Source organism: Microbacterium indicum DSM 19969 (assembly GCF_000422385.1).
GTDB classification, from domain to species: domain Bacteria; phylum Actinomycetota; class Actinomycetes; order Actinomycetales; family Microbacteriaceae; genus Microbacterium; species Microbacterium indicum.
Map to the genome: position 1 here is coordinate 1 of NZ_AULR01000021.1, position 19,654 is coordinate 19,654.

Annotated in this window: 20 protein-coding genes, 1 tRNA gene and 2 rRNA genes; 2 read left to right on the plus strand and 21 right to left on the minus strand. The window is 71.8% G+C overall.

The features are described 5' to 3' along the window. The 3 genes from H576_RS15690 to H576_RS0111965 all read right to left on the minus strand — a co-directional run. On the minus strand, window positions 1-264 hold a 264-nt coding region (locus H576_RS15690), incomplete at its 3' end, for a helix-turn-helix domain-containing protein (RefSeq protein WP_156888199.1). Between the two features lie 284 nt (window positions 265-548). Next, window positions 549-788: a helix-turn-helix domain-containing protein gene (locus H576_RS0111960; protein ID WP_029151127.1), complete on the minus strand. Its 240-nt coding sequence runs from the start codon at window positions 786-788 to the stop codon at window positions 549-551. A gap of 182 nt (window positions 789-970) precedes the next feature. Next, a tRNA-Pro gene (locus H576_RS0111965) sits at window positions 971-1,044 on the minus strand. 162 nt (window positions 1,045-1,206) lie between these two features. Here H576_RS0111965 and H576_RS0111970 point away from each other — a divergent pair. Beyond that, the gene (locus tag H576_RS0111970; RefSeq protein ID WP_029151128.1) at window positions 1,207-1,590 is read left to right on the plus strand and encodes an RNA-binding S4 domain-containing protein; all 384 of its coding nucleotides are present in this window, start codon (window positions 1,207-1,209) and stop codon (window positions 1,588-1,590) included. Here H576_RS0111970 and H576_RS15695 read toward each other — a convergent pair. The 16 genes from H576_RS15695 to H576_RS16780 form a co-directional block, all read right to left on the minus strand. Next, the gene (locus tag H576_RS15695; RefSeq protein WP_084502718.1) at window positions 1,583-2,554 is read right to left on the minus strand and encodes an NUDIX domain-containing protein; all 972 of its coding nucleotides are present in this window, start codon (window positions 2,552-2,554) and stop codon (window positions 1,583-1,585) included. The genes H576_RS0111970 and H576_RS15695 overlap by 8 nt on opposite strands. 9 nt (window positions 2,555-2,563) lie before the next feature. Further along, on the minus strand, window positions 2,564-4,096 hold the full coding sequence (gene der, locus H576_RS0111980; protein WP_029151129.1) for a ribosome biogenesis GTPase Der: 1,533 nt from the start codon (window positions 4,094-4,096) through the stop codon (window positions 2,564-2,566). Next, window positions 4,080-4,772: a (d)CMP kinase gene (gene cmk, locus H576_RS0111985; RefSeq protein WP_029151130.1), complete on the minus strand. Its 693-nt coding sequence runs from the start codon at window positions 4,770-4,772 to the stop codon at window positions 4,080-4,082. The genes der and cmk overlap by 17 nt, the downstream gene beginning before the upstream one ends. Then, window positions 4,765-5,868, minus strand: coding sequence for a prephenate dehydrogenase (locus tag H576_RS0111990; RefSeq protein ID WP_029151131.1), 1,104 nt, complete (start codon window positions 5,866-5,868; stop codon window positions 4,765-4,767). Before H576_RS0111990 ends, cmk begins: the two co-directional genes overlap by 8 nt. Further along, a complete protein-coding gene (locus tag H576_RS0111995; protein ID WP_029151132.1) occupies window positions 5,865-6,629 on the minus strand; it encodes a pseudouridine synthase in 765 nt (254 codons plus the stop codon). Before H576_RS0111995 ends, H576_RS0111990 begins: the two co-directional genes overlap by 4 nt. A gap of 88 nt (window positions 6,630-6,717) precedes the next feature. Further along, on the minus strand, window positions 6,718-7,284 hold the full coding sequence (scpB, locus tag H576_RS15700; protein ID WP_036320827.1) for an SMC-Scp complex subunit ScpB: 567 nt from the start codon (window positions 7,282-7,284) through the stop codon (window positions 6,718-6,720). After that, on the minus strand, window positions 7,271-8,083 hold the full coding sequence (locus H576_RS15705; RefSeq protein WP_036320830.1) for a segregation and condensation protein A: 813 nt from the start codon (window positions 8,081-8,083) through the stop codon (window positions 7,271-7,273). The genes scpB and H576_RS15705 overlap by 14 nt, the downstream gene beginning before the upstream one ends. An 8-nt stretch (window positions 8,084-8,091) precedes the next feature. Further along, a complete protein-coding gene (locus H576_RS0112010) occupies window positions 8,092-8,970 on the minus strand; it encodes a ParA family protein (RefSeq protein WP_029151133.1) in 879 nt (292 codons plus the stop codon). A gap of 112 nt (window positions 8,971-9,082) precedes the next feature. Further along, the gene (gene xerD / locus H576_RS0112015; protein WP_029151134.1) at window positions 9,083-9,979 is read right to left on the minus strand and encodes a site-specific tyrosine recombinase XerD; all 897 of its coding nucleotides are present in this window, start codon (window positions 9,977-9,979) and stop codon (window positions 9,083-9,085) included. Window positions 9,980-9,992: 13 nt separating this feature from the next. Next, window positions 9,993-10,565 carry an NUDIX domain-containing protein gene (locus H576_RS0112020; protein ID WP_029151135.1) on the minus strand — a complete coding sequence of 191 codons (573 nt, stop codon included), beginning with the start codon at window positions 10,563-10,565 and terminating at the stop codon, window positions 9,993-9,995. Next, window positions 10,562-12,247, minus strand: coding sequence for a CTP synthase (locus H576_RS0112025; RefSeq protein ID WP_029151136.1), 1,686 nt, complete (start codon window positions 12,245-12,247; stop codon window positions 10,562-10,564). Before H576_RS0112025 ends, H576_RS0112020 begins: the two co-directional genes overlap by 4 nt. A gap of 87 nt (window positions 12,248-12,334) precedes the next feature. Beyond that, window positions 12,335-14,023, minus strand: coding sequence for a DNA repair protein RecN (recN, locus tag H576_RS0112030; protein WP_029151137.1), 1,689 nt, complete (start codon window positions 14,021-14,023; stop codon window positions 12,335-12,337). After that, window positions 14,020-14,991 (minus strand): NAD kinase, encoded by a 972-nt coding sequence (locus tag H576_RS0112035; protein ID WP_029151138.1) that lies wholly within the window; start codon window positions 14,989-14,991, stop codon window positions 14,020-14,022. Before H576_RS0112035 ends, recN begins: the two co-directional genes overlap by 4 nt. Before the next feature lie 28 nt (window positions 14,992-15,019). Then, complete coding sequence (locus tag H576_RS0112040) at window positions 15,020-15,823, minus strand: TlyA family RNA methyltransferase (protein ID WP_029151139.1); 804 nt, start codon at window positions 15,821-15,823, stop codon at window positions 15,020-15,022. Between the two features lie 117 nt (window positions 15,824-15,940). Further along, a complete protein-coding gene (locus tag H576_RS0112050; RefSeq protein ID WP_029151140.1) occupies window positions 15,941-16,978 on the minus strand; it encodes an HAD-IIA family hydrolase in 1,038 nt (345 codons plus the stop codon). Next, window positions 16,962-17,861, minus strand: coding sequence for a prolipoprotein diacylglyceryl transferase (locus H576_RS16780; RefSeq protein WP_211215814.1), 900 nt, complete (start codon window positions 17,859-17,861; stop codon window positions 16,962-16,964). Before H576_RS16780 ends, H576_RS0112050 begins: the two co-directional genes overlap by 17 nt. Before the next feature lie 15 nt (window positions 17,862-17,876). On the opposite strand from H576_RS16780, the gene H576_RS16785 reads away from it, so the two are divergent. Next, window positions 17,877-19,205: a hypothetical protein gene (locus H576_RS16785; RefSeq protein WP_169564347.1), complete on the plus strand. Its 1,329-nt coding sequence runs from the start codon at window positions 17,877-17,879 to the stop codon at window positions 19,203-19,205. Here H576_RS16785 and rrf read toward each other — a convergent pair. Together rrf and H576_RS0112070 are read right to left on the minus strand one after the other, a co-directional pair. After that, window positions 19,206-19,322 (minus strand): 5S ribosomal RNA (rrf, locus tag H576_RS0112065). A gap of 141 nt (window positions 19,323-19,463) precedes the next feature. After that, window positions 19,464-19,654: ribosomal RNA gene (locus H576_RS0112070) — 23S ribosomal RNA — on the minus strand; the annotation flags it as partial.

Here is a 19,654-nt window from a genome sequence, read left to right on the forward strand (position 1 = left end):
CTGCTCCAACGCGGTCCGCACGCCGATGGCCTGCTGTTTGATCTCGTCGCCCAGCTTCGACGGGCTCGACTTCGGGCGACGCGACTTCGGCTCGAGCGCCGCCGCCGGTCCTTCCTCGACGGCTCGCTTGCGGATCGCGTAGAACGTCTTGCGGGAGATGCCGTGCTCGGCGCAGAACGTTCTCACCGCCCCGCGAGGGGCATCATCGGGCCACTGCGTGATGGCGAGACGGACACGGGGATCAACGGGCTCAGACGGGGTCACACACCAATCCGACCGGCCGAAGTGTCACCACCAAGACCCTGAGAAGCGTCACCGATGTCCTGATGCAGAACTGTCACCGAAGTCCTGCGAGATGACATCCTTGGGTGAAGAACGGAACGAAACCCAGGACGATTCACCTCCGTGTATCCCCGGTCGCTTGGACGAGCCGGGTCTTGCCGTCCCAGTCACGGTAGCGGGCGCGGGCGACAACGCGACCGTTGGGGCTCACGAGGTGGCCGATCTCCCCGAAGGTGCCGATGGTCAAACGCTGCCGGCTCACCGGATCACCTCCCCTCTGGAGAGGCGGGCGGTTCGGGATCGCGTTGCTGCTCGATCCAGATCCGCACGTCCGAGAGCGCGAACTTCAGATGCTCCCCGAAGCGATACGCCCGCGGACCGAGGCCGCGGGTGCGCCAGTCGTAGACGGTGGAGACGGGAAGGCCTAGGTAGGCGGCGAGCTCGCCGACGTCGAGCAGGGGCTCCGGGCCCCAGGGGTTGCCGGTCGGGCTGTGTTCGGTGTCCATACCGAACAGGTGCGTCCTGCTCCCACCCACGAATCGGGAGCAACCGGCACGGTCGCTCCCCTACCGGAGCGCCGCGGCCCCCGCGGGCCGTGAGGGCGTCAAAGTGATGGGTTTTCGATGACCGGATCACATCCACCTACAGAAAAAGTCCCGGAAACCCTTGAGTTTCCGGGACCTCTCGGTCGGGCTGACAGGATTTGAACCTGCGACCCCTTGACCCCCAGTCAAGTGCGCTACCAAGCTGCGCCACAGCCCGTTATTCAGTTCGCCGCCTTGCGGGCAACTCAGCAAGTCTAACCGATCCGGACGACGCACGCGAAACGGCGCTCCCCTCGGGCGCGCCGGACCCTCGACGCTCGCGGCGCACCGGTCCCCGCCGCCGCGTCGTACGGCTCGCGCTCTGATGCAGAATGGACGGATGGCAGATCCGACGTCCGTCCGGCTCGACGTGTGGCTGTGGGCCGTGCGCGTCTACAAGACGCGGTCGAACGCGACGGCCGCGATCCGCGGGGGCCATGTGCGCGTCGGCGGAGACCCCGTCAAGGCGTCCTACTCGCTCAAGGTCGGCGAGGAGGTGCGCGTGCGGATCAGCGGCTTCGACCGCGTGCTCGGGGTGCGGAAGCTGCTGCTCAAGCGCGTCGGCGCACCCCTCGCCGCCGAGGCCTACGAGGACCGCACTCCCCCGCCCCCGCCTCGCGAGTTCGTCGCTCCGATCGTGACGCGCGACCGCGGAGCCGGCCGCCCGACGAAGCGCGAGCGCCGCGAGATCGACCGCCTGCGCGGCCGCGACGACGTCAGCTGAGCAGCCCGCGCAGGAAGCCGCCGAGGCCGGTGGCGGCCCAGCTCGCGGCCTCCCAGCCTTCCGAGTCGTCAGCCTGCGGCAGGTCGGCGAGCAGGCGGGTGAGCCAGGAGGATCCGTTGGCCGCGGCGCCCTCGGCGCGCAGCCGATCGGCGAGCTCGCGATCGCTCGTGACGGCGACGACCGAGGCGCCTGCTCCCGCGAGCGCCGCGGCTCGCGCGACGATCTCGTCGTCGCCGGCTGCGGGGGCGCGGACGAGCGCGACGCGCCCCTCACGGTCCACCACCGCGTTCGCCTTCCCCTCGGTGACGAGGAGGATCTCGGGGTACCAGCGCTCGAGCCCCAGCCCGAGCTCGTCCGCCGCGACGCCCGCGATGGCGAGGCCCTCGAGGCGACCTCTCAGACCGTCGGCGGCCCCCGCGCGGTCCTTCCACCACCCGTTCGGGACGGATCCCACGACGTTCGCGGCGTCGACGAGCAGCACGGGCCGCACCGCGAGCGCGTCGCGGAGCGCGGGCCAGGCCGCCGCGAACGACGGGTGCAGCGGCAGACCGTCGACCTCGTCGACGGGCGTCCACGCGAGTTCGAGGGACTCGGGATCGCTGATCACGGGCTCGAACGGGGCGACGACGTCGGCGATCACGGTCGTGTATCGCCACACCTGCGCGTCGAAGACGTGCACGGCGCGCGGGGCGACGGATCCGTCGGGAACGCCCGCCTCCTCCTGCGCTTCGCGCAGGGCTCCGTCCTGCGGGGTCTCCCCCGCGTGCAGCGCGCCGCCCGGCAGCGCCCAGGTGCCGCCGAAGTGGCTCCACCCGACGCGGTGCTGCAGCAGCACGCCGCGCGCCGGGTCGAACGCCAGCAGGCCGGCCGCGCCGAAGCGCCCCCAGTAGCGGGCGCCACCCGGCCCCTCGACCCACGCGTCCCCGGGATCGCGGGGCACGTTATCGAGGGGATGGCGCGTCATCTTCCTAGACTATGGGCGCTTCCGACGCTCGCGCACGCGCATGTTGATGACGATGGGCGTGCCCTCGAAGCTGAACAGCTCGCGCAGGCGGCGCTGCACGAAGCGGCGGTAGCCGGGGTCGAGGAAGCCCGTCGTGAACAGCACGAAGGTCGGCGGGCGCGTCGACGCCTGCGTGCCGAACAGGATGCGCGGCTGCTTTCCGCCGCGCAGCGGGTGCGGGTGCTCGGCGACGAGCTCGGTGAGGAACGCGTTGAACTTGCCCGTGGGGATCCGTCGGTCCCAGCTCTCGAGGGCCGTCTCGAGGGCGGGGACGAGCTTGTCGAGGCGGCGACCCGTGGCGGCCGAGATGTTGACGCGCGGCGCCCACGCCACGTGCGCGAGGTCCTTCTCGATCTCGCGCTCGAGGTAGCGGCGCCGGTCGGCGTCGATCATCTCGGGGGTGTCGAGCAGGTCCCACTTGTTGAACGCGAGGACGAGCGCGCGGCCCGACTCGAGCACGAGGTCGATGATCCGGACGTCCTGCTCGCTGATCGGCTGCGTGACGTCGAGCACGACGACCGCGACCTCGGCCTTCTCGAGGGCGGTCGAGGTGCGCAGGCTCGCGTAGAAGTCGGCGCCCTGCGCCATGTGCACGCGGCGGCGGATCCCGGCAGTGTCGACGAGAGTCCAGAGCTTTCCGCCGAGCTCGACGACCTCGTCCACGGGGTCGCGCGTCGTGCCCGCGAGGTCGTTGACGACCACGCGCTCCTCGCCGGCCGCCTTGTTCAGCAGCGACGACTTGCCCACGTTGGGGCGCCCGACGATCGCGACGCGGCGGGGCCCGCCGATCTCGTTCTTCGCGATGGCCGAGACCTGCGGCGTCTTCGCCATGACGGCGTCGAGCAGGTCGGCAACGCCGCGCCCGTGGATCGCCGAGACGGCGTGGGGCTCGCCGAGGCCGAGGTTCCAGAGCACGGCGGCGTCGGCCTCGTGCGAGGCGTCGTCGACCTTGTTCGCGACGAGGAACACGGGCTTGTTCGTGCCGCGCAGGAGGCGGACGACGTGCTCGTCGGTCGCGGTCGTGCCGACCTTGCTGTCGACGACGAAGAGGATCACGTCGGCGAGGTCGATCGCGACTTCGCTCTGCATCGCGACCGACTTGTCGATGCCGCGTGCGTCGGGCTCCCACCCGCCGGTGTCGACGAGCGAGAAGCGCCGCTCGCCCCACTCGGCCTTGTAGGTCACGCGGTCGCGCGTCACGCCGGGGGTGTCCTCGACGACCGCCTCGCGGCGCCCGAGGATCCGGTTCACGAGCTGCGACTTGCCGACGTTCGGGCGGCCGACGATCGCGACGACCGGGAGCGCCGGCAGATACTCGATGCCGTCCTCGCCGACCTGGATCCCCGCGAGCAGCTCGGCGTCCTCGTCGTCGAGCTCGTATTCGCCGAGGCTCGCGCGCAGCGCTGTGGCGCGCGCCTCGATCAGCTCGTCGTCGAGCCCGTCCAGGCGCTCGGCGAGGCCGTCGTTCACCTCGCCGTATTCGTCGTCATTCTCCGTGGCCATGGGAGGCCTCCTCACGTCGCTCGGCGATGACCGACAGTACGGCATCGACCGACTGGTCGAAATCAAGATCTGTGGTGTCGACGACCGCGACGCCGGGGGCGGCGGTCAGGAAGTCGGACACGGTGGCATCGCTCGCGTCGCGCGCACGCAGGGCGGCCGCGACCGCGGCGACGTCGTCGGCGCCCATCTCGGCGCTGCGCCGCGCGGCGCGCACCTCGGGGTGGGCGGTCAGGAGGATCCGCGCGGGGGCGTCGGGCGCGACGACGGTCGTGATGTCGCGCCCCTCCACGACGACGCCCGGCTGCGTCGCCTCGGCGACGATCTCGCGGAAGAGGTCGTTGAGGCGCTCGCGGACCACGAGGTTGCGGGCGATCCCCGCGACCGCAGCGGTGTTCTCGGGCGTGCGGATGTCGGCCGTCACGTCGACGCCGCCGACGTGCACGGTGCGCTCGTCGGGGTCGAGCCCGAACGCGGGGTCGAAGCCGTCGAGGTCGGCGACGACGGTCGGCTCGTCGGCGGTGTCGTGCCCCGCGTTGCGCACGTGCCACGCGAGGGCGCGGTACACGGCGCCGGTGTCGAGGTAGCCGAAGCCGAGCCGGCGCGCGGCCGCCTTCGACACGCTCGACTTTCCCGACCCCGCGGGGCCGTCGATGCCGACGAAGAACGTCTCAGTCACTGGTGCTCGCAATCCGCCATCCGCGCGACGTGAGTCCGTCGACGGCGGCCTGAAGAATGGACGGATCCACCGAGATCTCGGCGAGTCCGAGGGGTGCGCCCGGCGAGTGCTCGAGGCGAAGGTCCTCGACGTTGACGCCGAGCTCGCCGAGGTCGCCGAACAGGCGCCCCAGCTGGCCGGCCGTGTCGTCGACCATGACCACGAGCGACTCGAAGTCGCGCCGCTGGCCGTGCTTGCCCGGCAGACGCTCGACGCCGACGTTCCCCCGACGGATCGCCTCCGCCATCGCCCGGCGCGCGCCTGCCGCGTCGGGGTCGCGCAGCGCGTCGGCGACGCGCGACAGGTCGGCGGCGAGCGCGTCGAGCTGGTCGACGATGGGGGCGGCGTTCGCCGCGAGGATCTGGACCCACAGCTCGGGCGCCGAGTGGGCGATGCGGGTCGTGTCGCGCACGCCCTGGCCCGCGAGCGAGAGCGACAGATCGGTCGCTCCGGCGAAGCGGCCCGCGAGGAGCGACGCGACCACCTGCGGCACGTGCGAGACGAGGGCGACGGAGCGATCGTGCTCCTCGGGCGTCATCTCGATCGGCACGGCGCCCACGTCGAGCGCGATCGCCTCGACGAGCGCGAGGTCGCGGGCCGGCGTCTCGCCGTCGCGGCAGATCACCCAGGGACGGCCGGCGAAGATGTCGGCGCGCGCCGAGATCGCTCCCCCGCGCTCGCGCCCCGCCATGGGGTGCGAGCCGATGTAGTGCGTGAGGTCGACGCCGCGCGCGCGCAGCGCGTCGAGCGGCTCGAGCTTCACCGACGCGACGTCGGTGACGACAGCGTCCGGGAACGCCGCGAGCTCGCGCGCGACGACGTCGGCGATGACGTCGGGCGGCGTGCACACGACGACGATCGCGGGGTCGTCGCCGTCGGCCGCCGCGCGGCCCGCGCCGTAGTCGACGGCGAGGCGCAGCTGCGCGGGCGACGCGTCGGTGAGGGCGACGTCGACGCCGAGCTTCGCGAGGGCGTGCCCGATCGAGGATCCGAGGAGCCCGGCCCCGACGATGCGCACGGTCCCCGAGGTGCGCGCGGCGAGCGCGCCGGCGGTCACGATGCGTCCCTCTCGGCGGCGGCCTCGCGGCCGATCGTGAGGAGCGCCCCGCGTTCGTCGGCGGTCAGCTCGCGCGTGCGGCCGACCTGCAGCGGCCCGAGGCTGAGGGGGCCGAACTTCCGACGGACGAGCTCGACGACGGGGTGACCGACCTCGGCCATCATGCGGCGCACGATGCGGTTGCGGCCCGAGTGCAGCGTCAGCTCGACGAGGCTCGTGCCCCGTGACGCATCGAGCAGGCGCGCCCTGTCGGCCGCGATCGGTCCGTCCTCGAGCTCGACTCCGCGCGCGAGGGTCGCGATCGTCGCGGGCGAGACCTGTCCCTTCACCTTCGCGATGTAGACCTTCGTGACGCCGAAGCGCGGGTGCGCGAGCACGTTCGCGAGCTCGCCGTCGTTCGTCAGGACGAGGAGTCCCGACGTGTCGGCGTCGAGGCGGCCGACGTTGTAGATCCGCTCGTCCCACTCGCGGGTGAACTCGGTGAGGTCGCGGCGCCCCTGATCGTCCTTCATCGAGCTGACGACGCCCGTCGGCTTGTTGAGCATGACGTAGCGCTTCGTTGCGTCGAGCTGCACGGCCCGTCCGTCGACGTCGACGAGGTCGACGGCGGGATCAATGCGGCTGCCGAGTTCGGACACGACCTGGCCGTTGACGCGGACGCGGCCGTCGGCGATCAGCTGCTCGGACACGCGGCGCGACGCGACGCCGGCGTTCGCGAGCACCTTCTGCAGGCGCACGCCTTCGGCTGTGTTCTCGCTCATCGTCGTCTCCCGGGATTGGTTCCCCAGTCGATCACGGGGCATCAGTCCATTCTGTCGGATTGGCGGGCCCTGGCGCTGAGCAACCGCCCTATCCGAGGATGTCGTCGAACCCGTCCGCGCCGTCGTCGAGGAGCGGCGAGATGGGCGGGAGCTCGTCGATCGAGTTGATCCCGAGCTTCTGCAGCAGCAGATCGGTCGTCCCGTAGTGCATCGCGCCCGTCTCGGGGTCGGCGTGCAGCTCGGTGATGAGACCGCGCCCCAGCAGGGTGCGCACCACGCCGTCGACGTTCACGGCGCGGATCTGCGCGACCTGCGAGCGTGTGACGGGCTGCTTGTACGCGATGACCGCGAGCGTCTCGAGCGCGGCCTGCGAGAGGCGCGCGGGGGCCTGGCTGCCGACGTACTCGGCGATGACGTCGTCGAGGTCGGTGCGGACGTAGATCCGCCACCCGCCCGCGACCTCGCGCAGCTCGAAGCCGCGGCGCGGCCCCTCGGCCTCGCCGTCGTAGTCGGACCTGAGCGCCGCGAGCGCCGCGCGCACGGCCTTCACGGGCGCGCCCGCGGCGGTCGCGAGGTTCACGACGCTCATCGGCTCGTCGGCCACGATGAGCATCGCCTCGAGGCGCTGCCGGGTCTCGAGGTCAGGCGTTGTCATAGTCGGCTCCCAACGATGAGAGGGCGTCGTCGCTCCAGGACTCGGCGACCCACGTGACGGTCAGCTCGCCGAGCGGCTCGAGCTGCTCGAACGAGACGGCGGCGTGGCGGTACAGCTCGAGGATCGAGATGAACCGCGCGACGACGACCCCGGGCCCGTCGGCGTCGGCGACGAGCTCGCGGAACGTGCGCATTCCGCTCGTCCGCAGCGTGGACACGACGATCGCGGCCTGCTCGCGGATCGACACCTGCGGGGCGTGCAGGTGGTCGAGGCCGACGACGGGGATCTCGCGCGGCGCGAAGGCGAGCGTCGCGAGGGCTGCGAAGTCGTCGAGGCTCAGGGTCCACCTGAGCTCGGGCGTCTTCGCGCGATACCGCGGGTCGAGCGGCACCTCGCGCACGTGCCGGGCTCCCTCCCGGGCGATGCCCTCGGCGAACCACGCCGAGGCCTCCTTGAAGGCCCGGTACTGCAGGAGCCGCGCGAACAGCAGGTCGCGCGCCTCGAGGAGGGCGACCGACTCGGCGTCGACGAGCTCGCCCTGCGGCAGGAGCCCCGCGACCTTCATGTCGAGGAGCGTCGCCGCGACGACGAGGAACTCGCTCGCCCGGTCGAGCTCCTCGGGGCCGTCGAGCTCGGCGAGGTACGAGATGAACTCGTCGGTGACCGCCGAGAGCGAGACCTCCGTGATGTCGAGCTCGCGCTTCGAGATGAGGCTCAGCAGCAGGTCGAACGGCCCGTCGAAGTTCGCGAGCGAGACGCGGAAGGCGGATCCGGTCTCCTCCGGAAGCGGATCCGTCATCGCTCGATCTACGCCACCGCGCCGCGATCCACGAGCTCGCGGGCAAGGCGCAGGTAGGCCTGCGCCGCCGGGTGCTCGGGCGCGTACTCGGTGATCGGGACGCCCGACACCGACGCGTCGGGGAACTTCACGGTGCGACCGATGACGGTCTCGAAGACCTTGTCGCCGAAGGTCTCGACGATCCGCTCGAGGACCTCGCGCGAATGCAGCGTGCGCGAGTCGTACATGGTCGCGAGGAGCCCGTCGAGCTCGAGCGACGGGTTGAGGCGGTCCTGCACCTTCTCGATCGTCTCGACGAGCAGTGCGACGCCGCGCAGGGCGAAGAACTCGCACTCGAGCGGGATCAGCACGCCGTGCGCCGCCGTGAGGGCGTTGACCGTCAGCAGGCCGAGCGAGGGCTGGCAGTCGATGAGGATGACGTCGTAGTCCTTCGCGACGCCGCGCAGCACGCGGGCGAGGATCATCTCGCGCGCGACCTCGTTGACGAGGTGCACCTCGGCCGCCGACAGGTCGATGTTCGCGGGGATGATGTCGAGCCCCTCGACCGAGGTCTCGACGATCGCCTCGGTGGCGTCGCGCTTGGGGTCGAGCATGAGGTCGTAGATCGTCAGGCCCTCGTGCGTCGGGACGCCGAGGCCGGCCGACAGCGCGCCCTGCGGATCGAAGTCGACCGCGAGCACCTTGCGCCCGTACTCGGCGAGCGACGCGGCGAGGTTGATGCTCGTCGTCGTCTTGCCGACGCCGCCCTTCTGGTTGCACAGCGCGATGATGCGCGCGGGCCCGTGCTTGTCGAGCTTCGCGGGCGTCGCGAACCCGTGATACGGGCGGCCCGTGGGGCCGAGAACGACGTCGTCGCTCGCCTTCGCCTTGTTCTGGGGCTTCGCCACCGATGGTCCTCCTGACACGCTCCGTCGAGTGTATCCGCATCGTTATCGGCGGCGGCGGACCAGGTTCCGCGTGCCGCGGATCGCCCTCCCGCGGCGCGTCAGCCGTGCCCGGTCACACGGCCCGCGGGTGCGCGTTCTGGTACATGTCGCGCAGGGTGTCGGCCGTCAGGTGCGTGTAGATCTGCGTCGTCGCGACCGACGAGTGGCCGAGCAGCTCCTGCACGACCCGCACATCCGCCCCGCCCTGCAGCAGGTGCGTCGCGAACGAGTGCCGCAGCGTGTGCGGCGAGACGTGCGCCGCGATCTGTGCCTTCTCGGCCGCCGCCTGGATGACGAGCCACGCGCTCTGCCTCGACAGCGGCCCGCCGCGCGCCCCGAGGAACAGACGCGGCGTCGCCCGCACCGCGAGGCCGGGGCGCACGCGCGTGAGGTAGGCGTCGACCGCCGCGCGCGCGTACGAGCCGACGGGGACGATGCGCTCCTTGTCGCCCTTGCCGCGCAGGCGGATGACCTCGCCGGTCTGCAGGTCGTCGACGTCGAGCGAGATCGCCTCGCTGACCCGCGCCCCCGTCGCGTAGAGCAGCTCGAGGAGCGCGCGATCGCGGATCCCCAGGGGCTCCTCGGCGCTCGGCGCCGCGAGCAGCGCCTCGACCTCGGAGATCGTGAGCGCCTTCGGGAGACGCTGGGCCTGCCGCGGCGGGCGCAGCCGCACGGTCGGGTCGGCGGCCTCGATCCCCTCGCGCGCGAGGAACCGATGCAACCCGCGCACCGACGACTGCAGGCGCGCGAGCGACGACGCGGCAGGCGCCGGATCCCCCGACGCCCGCTCGGCGGCGAACTCCGCGACGACGTCCGGAGTCACCGCGGCGGTGTCGTCGACCCCGCGCCCCGCGAGCCACCCCGCGTAGGAGGCGAGGTCGCGTCGGTACGCGCCGACGGTGTGGTCGCTGAGGCCGCGCTCGATCGAGATGTGCCGGAGGTACGCGTCGACGGCGCGCTCGATCCGCATCGCGCGGGCCCCGTCAGGAGCGGTCGCGGAGCCGCTCGGCCGCGACCAAGATCGCGATGGTCGCCATCGCGTTCGAGATGCGGCCGTCGAGGACCGCGGCGACCGCCTCGTCGAGCGGAACCCACTCGGGCCGGATGTCGGCTTCCTCGGCGTGGCGTTCGAACGCCTCGGCGCGGCGCGTCAGCCCCGTCGCCAGGAACAGCGGGATGACCTCGCTCGATCCGCCGGGCGACGGTGCGAAGGCGCCGATCCGCTCCCACTCGGCGGCGTCGAGATCGGCCTCCTCCGCGAGCTCGCGTGCGGCCGCGTCCCGCGGGTCCTCCCCCGCGACGTCGAGGAGGCCGGCCGGGACCTCCCAGTCGCGGGTGCGGATCGGGTGGCGGTACTGCTGGATCAGGAGGATCCGGCGTTCGTCGTCGACCGCGGCGATCGCGACGGCGCCGGGGTGATCCACGTAGTGGCGCACGAGCTCCGCGTCGCCGTAGCGGAAGCGGTCCTCCCGCACGTCCCACACGTGGCCGTCGAAGACGAGATCGCTCTGCATGACCTCGACTTCGAACGGCTCGTCGTGCAGGTCGGTCGTCACTCGGCGACCTCGAACAGCTCGCTCGAACGGCTGCGCTCGAGCGCGGCACCGACGAGCCCGCGGAACAGGGGGTGCGGGGTCGTCGGGCGCGAGCGCAGCTCGGGGTGCGCCTGGGTCGCGACGTAGTACGGGTGCTGGTCGCGGGGCAGCTCGACGAACTCGACGAGGTCGAGGTCGGGGTTGATCCCCGAGAAGACCAGCCCCGCGTCGGCGATCTGCTGGCGGTACTGGTTGTTCACCTCGTAGCGGTGGCGGTGGCGCTCCTCGACCTCGGTCGATCCGTACACCTCGGCGACGATCGATCCCTCGGCGAGCTTCGCCGGGTAGAGCCCGAGACGCATGGTCCCGCCCAGGTCGCCGCCGTCGAGGATCTCGACCTGCTCGGCCATCGTCGCGATGACGGGCGCGGTCGTCTCGGGGTCGAACTCGCTCGAGGAGGCGCCCTCGATGCCCGCGACGTCGCGCGCGTACTCGATGACCATGCACTGCAGGCCGAGGCACAGGCCGAGCGTGGGGATCTGCTGCTCGCGGGCGAAGCGCAGCGCGCCGAGCTTGCCCTCGATGCCGCGGATCCCGAAGCCGCCGGGAACGCAGATCCCGTCGAGGCCCGCGAGCTGCTCTCGCGCGCCTTCGGGCGTCTCGCAGAGGTCCGACGCGATCCACTTCGTGTTGACCTTGACGTCCTGCGCGAATCCTCCGGCCTTGAGCGCCTCGGTCACCGACAGGTAGGCGTCGGGCAGGTCGATGTACTTGCCCACGAGCCCGATCGTGACCTCGTGCTTGGGGTTGTGCACGGCCTGCAGCACGCGGTCCCAGCGGCTCCAGTCGACGTCCGCGGCCTTGTCGCCGAGGCCCAGGCGGCGCACGATGTAGCTGTCGAGCCCCTGCGTGTTGAGGGTCGACGGGATGTCGTAGATGCTCGGCAGGTCGACGGTGTTGACGACGCCCTCGGTCTCGACGTCGCACATGAGCGCGATCTTCTTGAGGTTCGCGTCGGTGACGGGGCGGTCGCTGCGCAGCACGAGCGCGTCGGGCTGGATTCCGAGCTGGCGAAGCGCCGCGACGGAGTGCTGGGTCGGCTTGGTCTTCTGCTCGCCCGACGCGCCCATGAAGGGCACGAGCGACACGTGCACGAAGAACACCGTGTCGCGGCCGAGCTCGTGGCGCAGCTGACGCGCGGCCTCGAGGAAGGGCTGCGACTCGATGTCGCCGACGGTGCCGCCGACCTCGGTGATGATGACGTCGGGCTGCGGGTCGGCCTCGGCCTGCAGGCGCATGCGGCGCTTGATCTCGTCGGTGATGTGCGGGATGACCTGCACGGTGTCGCCGAGGTACTCGCCGCGGCGCTCCTTCGCGATGACCTGCGAGTAGATCTGGCCCGTCGTGACGTTGGCCGCCTGGCTGAGGTTCACGCCGAGGAAGCGCTCGTAGTGGCCGATGTCGAGGTCGGTCTCGGCGCCGTCGTCGGTGACGAAGACCTCGCCGTGCTGGAACGGGTTCATCGTCCCCGGGTCGACGTTGAGATACGGGTCGAGCTTCTGCATGACCACGTGCAGACCGCGGGCCGTGAGGAGGTTACCCAAGCTGGCCGCTGTGAGGCCCTTGCCGAGCGAGGAGACGACACCACCCGTCACGAAGATCTGCTTTGTCGTGCCGTTCGTCACCGCGTCAGAAGTCTGCATCACGGGCTTCGATCCTATCGCTCGGAGGCGGTTGATGGCCAGCCACCGCGCAGGGGCGCCCCTGGGAAGCGACTGTGACGAGCATAGTCAGGCGCGTGCGCCGAGCACGAGCAGCTCGCGCGCGTTCTCGAGCGCCGCGTCGCTGTCGGGCATGCCCGAGAGCAGCCGGGCCATCTCGGCCTCGCGTTCGGCGCCCTCGAGGCGTGTGACGCTCGACGCCGTGATGGATCCGTCGCTCGACTTGACGACGCTCAGGTGGTTGCCCGCGAACGCCGCGACCTGGGCGAGGTGCGTGACCGCGATGACCTGGGCGCTCCGGGCGAGCGTCGCGAGGCGGCGGCCCACCTCGATCGCCGCGGCGCCGCCGATTCCGGCGTCGACCTCGTCGAAGATGAAGGTCGGCACGGGGTCGGTCGCCGCGATGACGACCTCGATCGCGAGCATGACGCGGCTGAGCTCGCCGCCCGACGCCCCCTTCGCGACGGGGCGCGGCTCGGCGCCGGGGTGCGGCGCTAGAAGGAAGGCGATCTCGTCGCGCCCGTGGGCCGACTCGGGCCCGTCGGACACACCGACCGTCAGGGTCGCGTTCGGCATCGCGAGCGCGTGCAGCTCCTCGGTCGCCGCCGCCCCGAGGCGGTCGGCGGCCTCGACGCGCGCGGCCGTGAGCGCGCCCGACGCGGCGTCGAGGGCATCGCGCGCCTCGACGCGCAGCGTCGTGAGCCGCTCGACGCGGTCGCCGTCGTCGTCGAGCTCCGCGAGGCGGGCTGATCCGCTCTCCTGCAGCTCGAGGGCGGCGTCGAGGGATCCGTGCGCGCGGACGAGCGCCGAGAGCGCCGCGCGGCGCTCCTCGACGTCGGCGAGCTCCTGCGGCCCGTGCTCGTCGAGGTCGGCGAGGTAGCCCGACAGGGAGACGGCGAGATCGGCGGCGCGGTAGCCGAGATCGGCGATCTGCGCCGCCGTGTCGGCGAGGGCCGGGTCGCCCGCACGTTCGAGCGAGCGCTGCGCGTCGGCGAGCAGGGCGCTCACGTCGGGCTGGTCCTCCTCGCTCGAGATGGCCTCGCGCGCCGAGAGCGCCGCCTCGCGCAGCTGCTCGGCGTTCGAGAGGCGCTCCGCGCGCTCGGTGAGGCGCCGATCCTCCCCGGGTTCGGGGGCGATCAACTCGATCTCATCGAGCGCGGCGCGCAGCCGCTCGGCCTCGGCGGCGCGGTCGTCGCGCTCGCGGACGAGCTGCTCCAGCTCGCGGTCGACGCCCGTCCAGGCGTCGAAGGCCTCGCGGTACGCGGCGAGCGCCGCCCGCGTCGCCTCGCCGCCGAAGCGGTCGAGCGCCTCGCGCTGCGCCGACTGCGACTTCAGCCGCAGCTGGTCGGTCTGCCCGTGCACCGCGACGAGCTTCTCGGCGAGGTCCACGAGCACACCGGCCGGAGCGGCGCGCCCGCCGGCCGAGGCGCGGCTGCGCCCCTCGGCTGCGATCGTGCGCGAGAGGTACAGCTCGCTCTCTCCCCCGCCGATCGCTTCGAGCTCGCCGCCGGCCTCGCGTACGCGGTCGGCCACGGGGCCCTCGCTCGGGACGACCCAGATCCCCTCGACGCTCGCGCTGGCCGCGCCGGAGCGGACGACGCCGCTGTCGCTGCGCTCGCCCATGAGGAGCCCGAGGCCCGAGACGACCATGGTCTTGCCCGCACCGGTCTCGCCCGTGATGGCGGTGAAGCCGGGCCCGAAGGGCAGCGTCGCGTCGGCGATGACGCCGAGGTCGCGCAGGTGCATCTGCTCGATCACTGTGCGGATCCGCCCTTCTCGGCGTGGGGGACGACGGGGAGCGTCTCGGTCATGAGGGTTCCGGTCGGTCCGCGCCACCCGTGCACGGGAAGCTGGAACTTGCGCACGAGCCGGTCGGTGAACTGGGCGGGGTGCAGGCGCGCGAGGCGCACGGGGGCGTCCGAGCGGCGCACCGACACGCGCGCGCCGACGGGGATCTCGTGCGACCGGCGCCCGTCGCACCACATGACGCCGGTCGATCCGTCGATGCCGCCCTGCACCTCGATCGCGACGGCGTGCTCGGGGCCGACGACGAGGGGGCGCGCGAAGAGCGCGTGCGCCGAGATCGGCACCACGGCGATCGCCTGCACGGTCGGCCATATGACCGGCCCACCCGCCGAGAAGCCGTACGCCGTGGACCCCGTCGGCGTGGCGATGACGATGCCGTCGGCGCCGTAGGCGGAGAGGGGCCGGCGGTCGATCTCGACGATCAGCTCGATCATGCGCTGGCGCGAGGCCTTCTCGATCGACACCTCGTTGAGCGCCCACGACTCGAAGATCACGTCGCCCGAGGCGTCGCGCACCTTCACGGCGAGGGCGAGGCGCTCCTCGACGCGGTACTCGCCCGCGAGGATCCGCTGCACGGCGTCGTCCATGTCGTCGCGCTCGCTCTCGGCGAGGAATCCGACGTGACCCATGTTGATGCCGAGGATCGGGGCGCTGCCGCCGCGCACGAGTTCGGCGGCGCGCAGGATCGTGCCGTCGCCGCCGAGGACGATCGCGATCTCGATGTCGTCGAGAGGGATGTCCTCGTCGAGCGCCGCGACGCCCGCGAGGTCGGGGATCACGGCGGCGAGACCGGCGCGGTCATCGGGCGCGAACACGGGCGTCGCCCCCTGCTCGCGGATGATGGCGACGATGCGCGCGGCTGCTTCGACCGTGTCGTCTCGATAGGCGTGGGCCACGATCAGGATGCTGCGCGCGTTCATCGTCCCCCTCTGCGGGATAGCTGCTGCTTCAGGTGGCGGCGTCTGCGAGCGCGACGACCGCGTCCGTCCATTCTGTCGGATCCGCACCCCGCCCGGGCGCGAGACGCACCACGAACTCGACGTTGCCGTGGGTGCCGGGCAGGGGGCTCGCGATGACGCCGAGGGTCCCGAGCCCGAGCTCCCACGCCCGCGCCAGCACGGCGTCGACGGCCCGCGCGCGCAGGGCCGGGTCCTCGACGATCCCGCCGCGGACGAGGGTCCGGCCGACCTCGAACTGCGGCTTCACGAGCAGGAGGAGATCGGCGTCGTCGGCCGCGACAGCCCGCGCCGCCGGCAGGACGTGCCCGAGGGAGATGAACGAGAGATCGCCCGTGATGAGCGAGGGGGCGCGCGTCTCGCCGCTCTCGGCCGCGAGGTTCTCGGGCGTCATGAAGCGCACGTTGAAGCCCTCGACGACCCGCACGCCGGGATCCGCCGCGACCTCGGGGGCGATCTGGTCGTGCCCGACGTCGACCGCGATCACGGTGTCGGCGCCCCGTTCGCGCAGCACCTGCGTGAACCCGCCCGTCGACGCGCCCATGTCGAGGGCGACGCGGCCGCGCGGGTCGACGCCGAACGCGTCGAGGGCGGCGATGAGCTTGTGCGCCGCGCGGCTGACGTAGCCGTCGGATCCGCGCACCGTGATCCCCTGCGCGTCGTCGACCCGCTGCGAGGCCTTCGACGCGCGCGCACCGTCGACGTCGACGAGCCCGTCGGCGATGAGCCGCGCCGCGTGGGTGCGGGAGCGGGCGAGCCCGCGGGCCGCGAGCTCGGCGTCGAGCCGCGCGCTCACGCCTGCTCGAGGCGGGCGCCGAGCTCGTCGACGAGCGCCTGGTAGCGCTCCGCGCGCTCCGAGAGCGGCAGCGCCTCGATCGCGTCGAGCTCCTCCTGGCCGTCCATGCCGTCCAGGTTACGGGCGGTGGAAGTCATCGCGGTAGAGGCGCTCGGGCACCCGGAATCCGAAGATCTGCCGGCCGGAACCCCAGATCGCGTGGGCGCCGGCGCGCAGCAGGTCGAGGTCGTCCGCGCCCTCGGAGAGGATCTCGAGGTCGGCGCCCGCGACGCGCACCGAGGCGCCCGCGACGGTCGTGACGTCGCCCTTCTGCTCGATCTCGGGGTACGGCTCGAAGAGGTCGCGCAGGTCGCCGAGGATGTACGTCGGACGCGCGTGCTCGGCCGCGGCCAGGACGTGCTTCGGACGGTCGATGCCCGTGAGGACGAGCGCCGAGTCGACGCCCGCGGCCTGCGCGCCCTGGATGTCGGTGTCGAGCCGGTCGCCGAGCATGAGCGGCTTCGTCGCGCCGAAGCGCGCGACGGCCGCGTGGAAGATCGGCGCCTCGGGCTTGCCGGCGACGGTCGCGAGGCGGCCGACTGCGGTGTGCACGGCCGAGACGAGCGTGCCGTTGCCGGGCGCGATGCCGCGTTCGCGCGGGATCGTCCAGTCGGTGTTGGTCGCGATCCAGGGGATCCCGCCCTCGTCCTCGGGCGTCGCGAGAGCGTACGCCGCCTCGGCGAGCTGCTCCCAGCCGACCGACGGGTCGAAGCCCTGCAGCACGGCCGCGGGGTTCTCCTCGGCCGAGCGGGTGACGACGTAACCGGCCTTCTCGAGCTCGACGACGAGCCCCTCTCCCCCGACGACGAGGATCGTGGATCCCGGCGCGACCGACTGCGCGAGCAGGCGGACGGCGGCCTGGGGGCTCGTCACGATGTCGTCGGCGGTCGTGTGGAGGCCGAGCTCGGCGAGGTGCGCCGCGACCGACGCGTCGGTGCGCGACGCGTTGTTCGTGATGTATCCGAGGCGGGCTCCCTCGGCCTCGGCACGGTTGAGGCTCTCGATCGAGTGCGGGATGGGGCCGGGCCCCGCGTACACGATCCCGTCGAGGTCGGAGAGCAGGACGTCGACGCCGTCGATCGGCGCCGGCCGCCTCCGCTTAGAAAAGAGCGCCATCCGGCCGCGCCTCCCCGTCGCCCTTCTCGTCCGGCTTCGCTTCCGAGGAAGGCGTCTCGTCCGACTTCTCGTCGTCGGCCTCACCGCCGCCGGCGCCGTCCGCGGAGTGGGCCAGGTCGGCCTCCGCGGCCTCGGGCTCGTCCTCGCCGTCGGTGATGCCGGCCTCGGCGAGGATCTCGCTCACCTCGTTCTCGATGGACGGCTCGCTCTCGTCGTCGTCGTCCGCGGGCGCGGCCTCGACGGCTGGCTCCTCCGGCTTCGGTTCCTCGGCGACCGGCTCGTCGACGACGGCTTCGGGCTCATCGCCGGCGTCCTCCGGCTCTGCTTCGTCGGCCAGGTCCTCGGCGTCGAACTGCTCATCGGTCTCCGCGACGGGCTCGTCAGCCTCGGAGTCCTCGTCGGAGAACTCGTACTCGATCTCCTCGATCTCGATCGTGTCTCCCTGCGCGCGGACCGACTCGATCGCGTCCTCCGCGATCTCGGCGCGGCGCGCCCACTCGGCGGCCTCGTCCTCGCGACCGAGATCCTCGAGGACGGCGGCCCGCGCCGCGAACAGTCCGGCGCTCCACTCGTATGCGTGGTCGGGGTCGAGCTCCGGGATGTCGAGCTCGTGCAGCGCCAGCTCGGTCTCGCCGAGGTCGAGGCGTGCGCCCGACATCGCGATCGCGAGCTCGACGCGCTGCTCGACGCCCAGCGACTCGCGGTCGGCGGAGCGGCCCTCCTCGAGCGCCTTCTCGGGGCGCCCGACGCCGCGCTCGCTGTCCACGATCATCGCGACGTTCTCGTTGCGTCCCGTGATGCGACGCACGGTGCGCAGCTCTCGCAGCGCGAGGGCGAAGTCGCCGGTCGCGTAGGCGGTCACGGCGAGCGTCTCGCGCGCCACAGCGACGCGTCCCGCGTGGCGCACGGCCGCCTGGGCGTGCTCGTGAGCGAGTTCGGGGTCATCCTCGATGACCCGCGCGGCCATCGCCATGTGCCGCGCGACGCGCTCGGCGTTCTCGGCGCTCAGAGTCTTGAGCTCGTTGCGCGCCGATCCGATGAGGTCCTTCGGCGTGATGTCGTCGGGCAGCTCGGGGTCGCGGACGCGATCGTCCTGCGGCGGGCGGCTGCCGCGGTCGCGGCTGTCGAAGCCGCCGCCGCGCGGATCGCTGCGCCTGTCGTCGAACGACCGCCGACGGTCGTCCCCGCCGCGGTACCCGCCGCGACGATCGTCACGCGATCCATAGCCGCGGCCGTCGCCCTGACGACGATCGTCCGCGCGATATGGGCGGTCGCCTCCGCGGCGGTCGTCGGAGCGATACGGCCGGTCACCGCCGCTGCGGCGGTCGTCACGGTACGGGCGGTCTCCGCCGCCGCGACGGTCATCCGAGCGGTGCGGACGATCGCCGCCACGACGGTCGTCGGAGCGGTACGGACGGTCACCACCACGACGGTCGTCGGAGCGGTACAGGCGATCGCCGCCACGACGGTCGTCGGAGCGGTACGGACGGTCACCACCACGGCGGTCGTCGGAACGATACGGGCGATCCCCACCGCCGCGACGGTCATCCGAACGGTACGGACGATCGCCGCCACGACGGTCATCGGAACGATACGGACGGTCGCCGCCGCCGCCGCCGCGACGGTCATCCGACCGGTACGGACGGTCACCGCCCGTGCGGCGATCATCCGAACGGTAGGGACGGTCGCCGCCACGACGATCGTCAGAACGGTACGGACGGTCACCACCACGGCTCGGTCGCTGCGGACGGTCACCGCCGCGCGAGGAGTCATTCGAACGGTACGGCCGGTCGCCACCGCGGCGGTCGTCCGAACGATAGGGCCGGCGCTCGCCGTCGCCCGAACGGTAGCGGCGGTCACCGTCACGACGCGGACGCCCGGTCCCGCCGTCGCGGCGGTCGTCGGAACGATAGGGCCGACGATCTCCGTCGCGACGACCCGACGAACGACCGTCGCGGTCACCGCGATAGCGATCTCCGCCCTGGGAGGGACGCCCACCGCGCGAATCGGAGGAACGATCGCCGTCGCGACGCCCTGCGCCGTTCGATCCGCCGCGGTCGTATCGACGGTCGTCGCCGTCGCGTTCGTTGGTGGCCATGTCCACTCCCCTATTGTTCGCAGGACCATCCTCGCGGATGGTGCGCGCCTCTGTCGAGAGCTCGAGCGAACGAGCCCGGAAAACACGAAAGGGCCGCCCAGCATTGGGCGACCCTTTCGTCTATGTTAAGTCCGGCGGTGTCCTACTCTCCCACAAGGTCCCCCTTGCAGTACCATCGGCGCTGAGAGGCTTAGCTTCCGGGTTCGGAATGTGACCGGGCGTTTCCCTCTCGCTATAACCACCGAAACACTCATCACCACACCACAAAAGCAGTGGGAAAACCGTGTTCCAACAGGCATAAGCACTATTAGAATTATCAGACTCTCACGAGCACAACGATCGTACCCTGAGAACCACAAAGTGGACGCGAACAAACAAAAACGAAGTGTTATCAAGTCATCGGCTTATTAGTACCAGTCAGCTGCACACGTTACCGTGCTTCCACATCTGGCCTATCAACCCAGTAGTCTGCTGGGAGCCTCACAGCCCGAAGGCCATGGAAGTCTCATCTTGAGGCCGGCTTCCCGCTTAGATGCTTTCAGCGGTTATCCATCCCGAACGTAGCCAACCAGCCATGC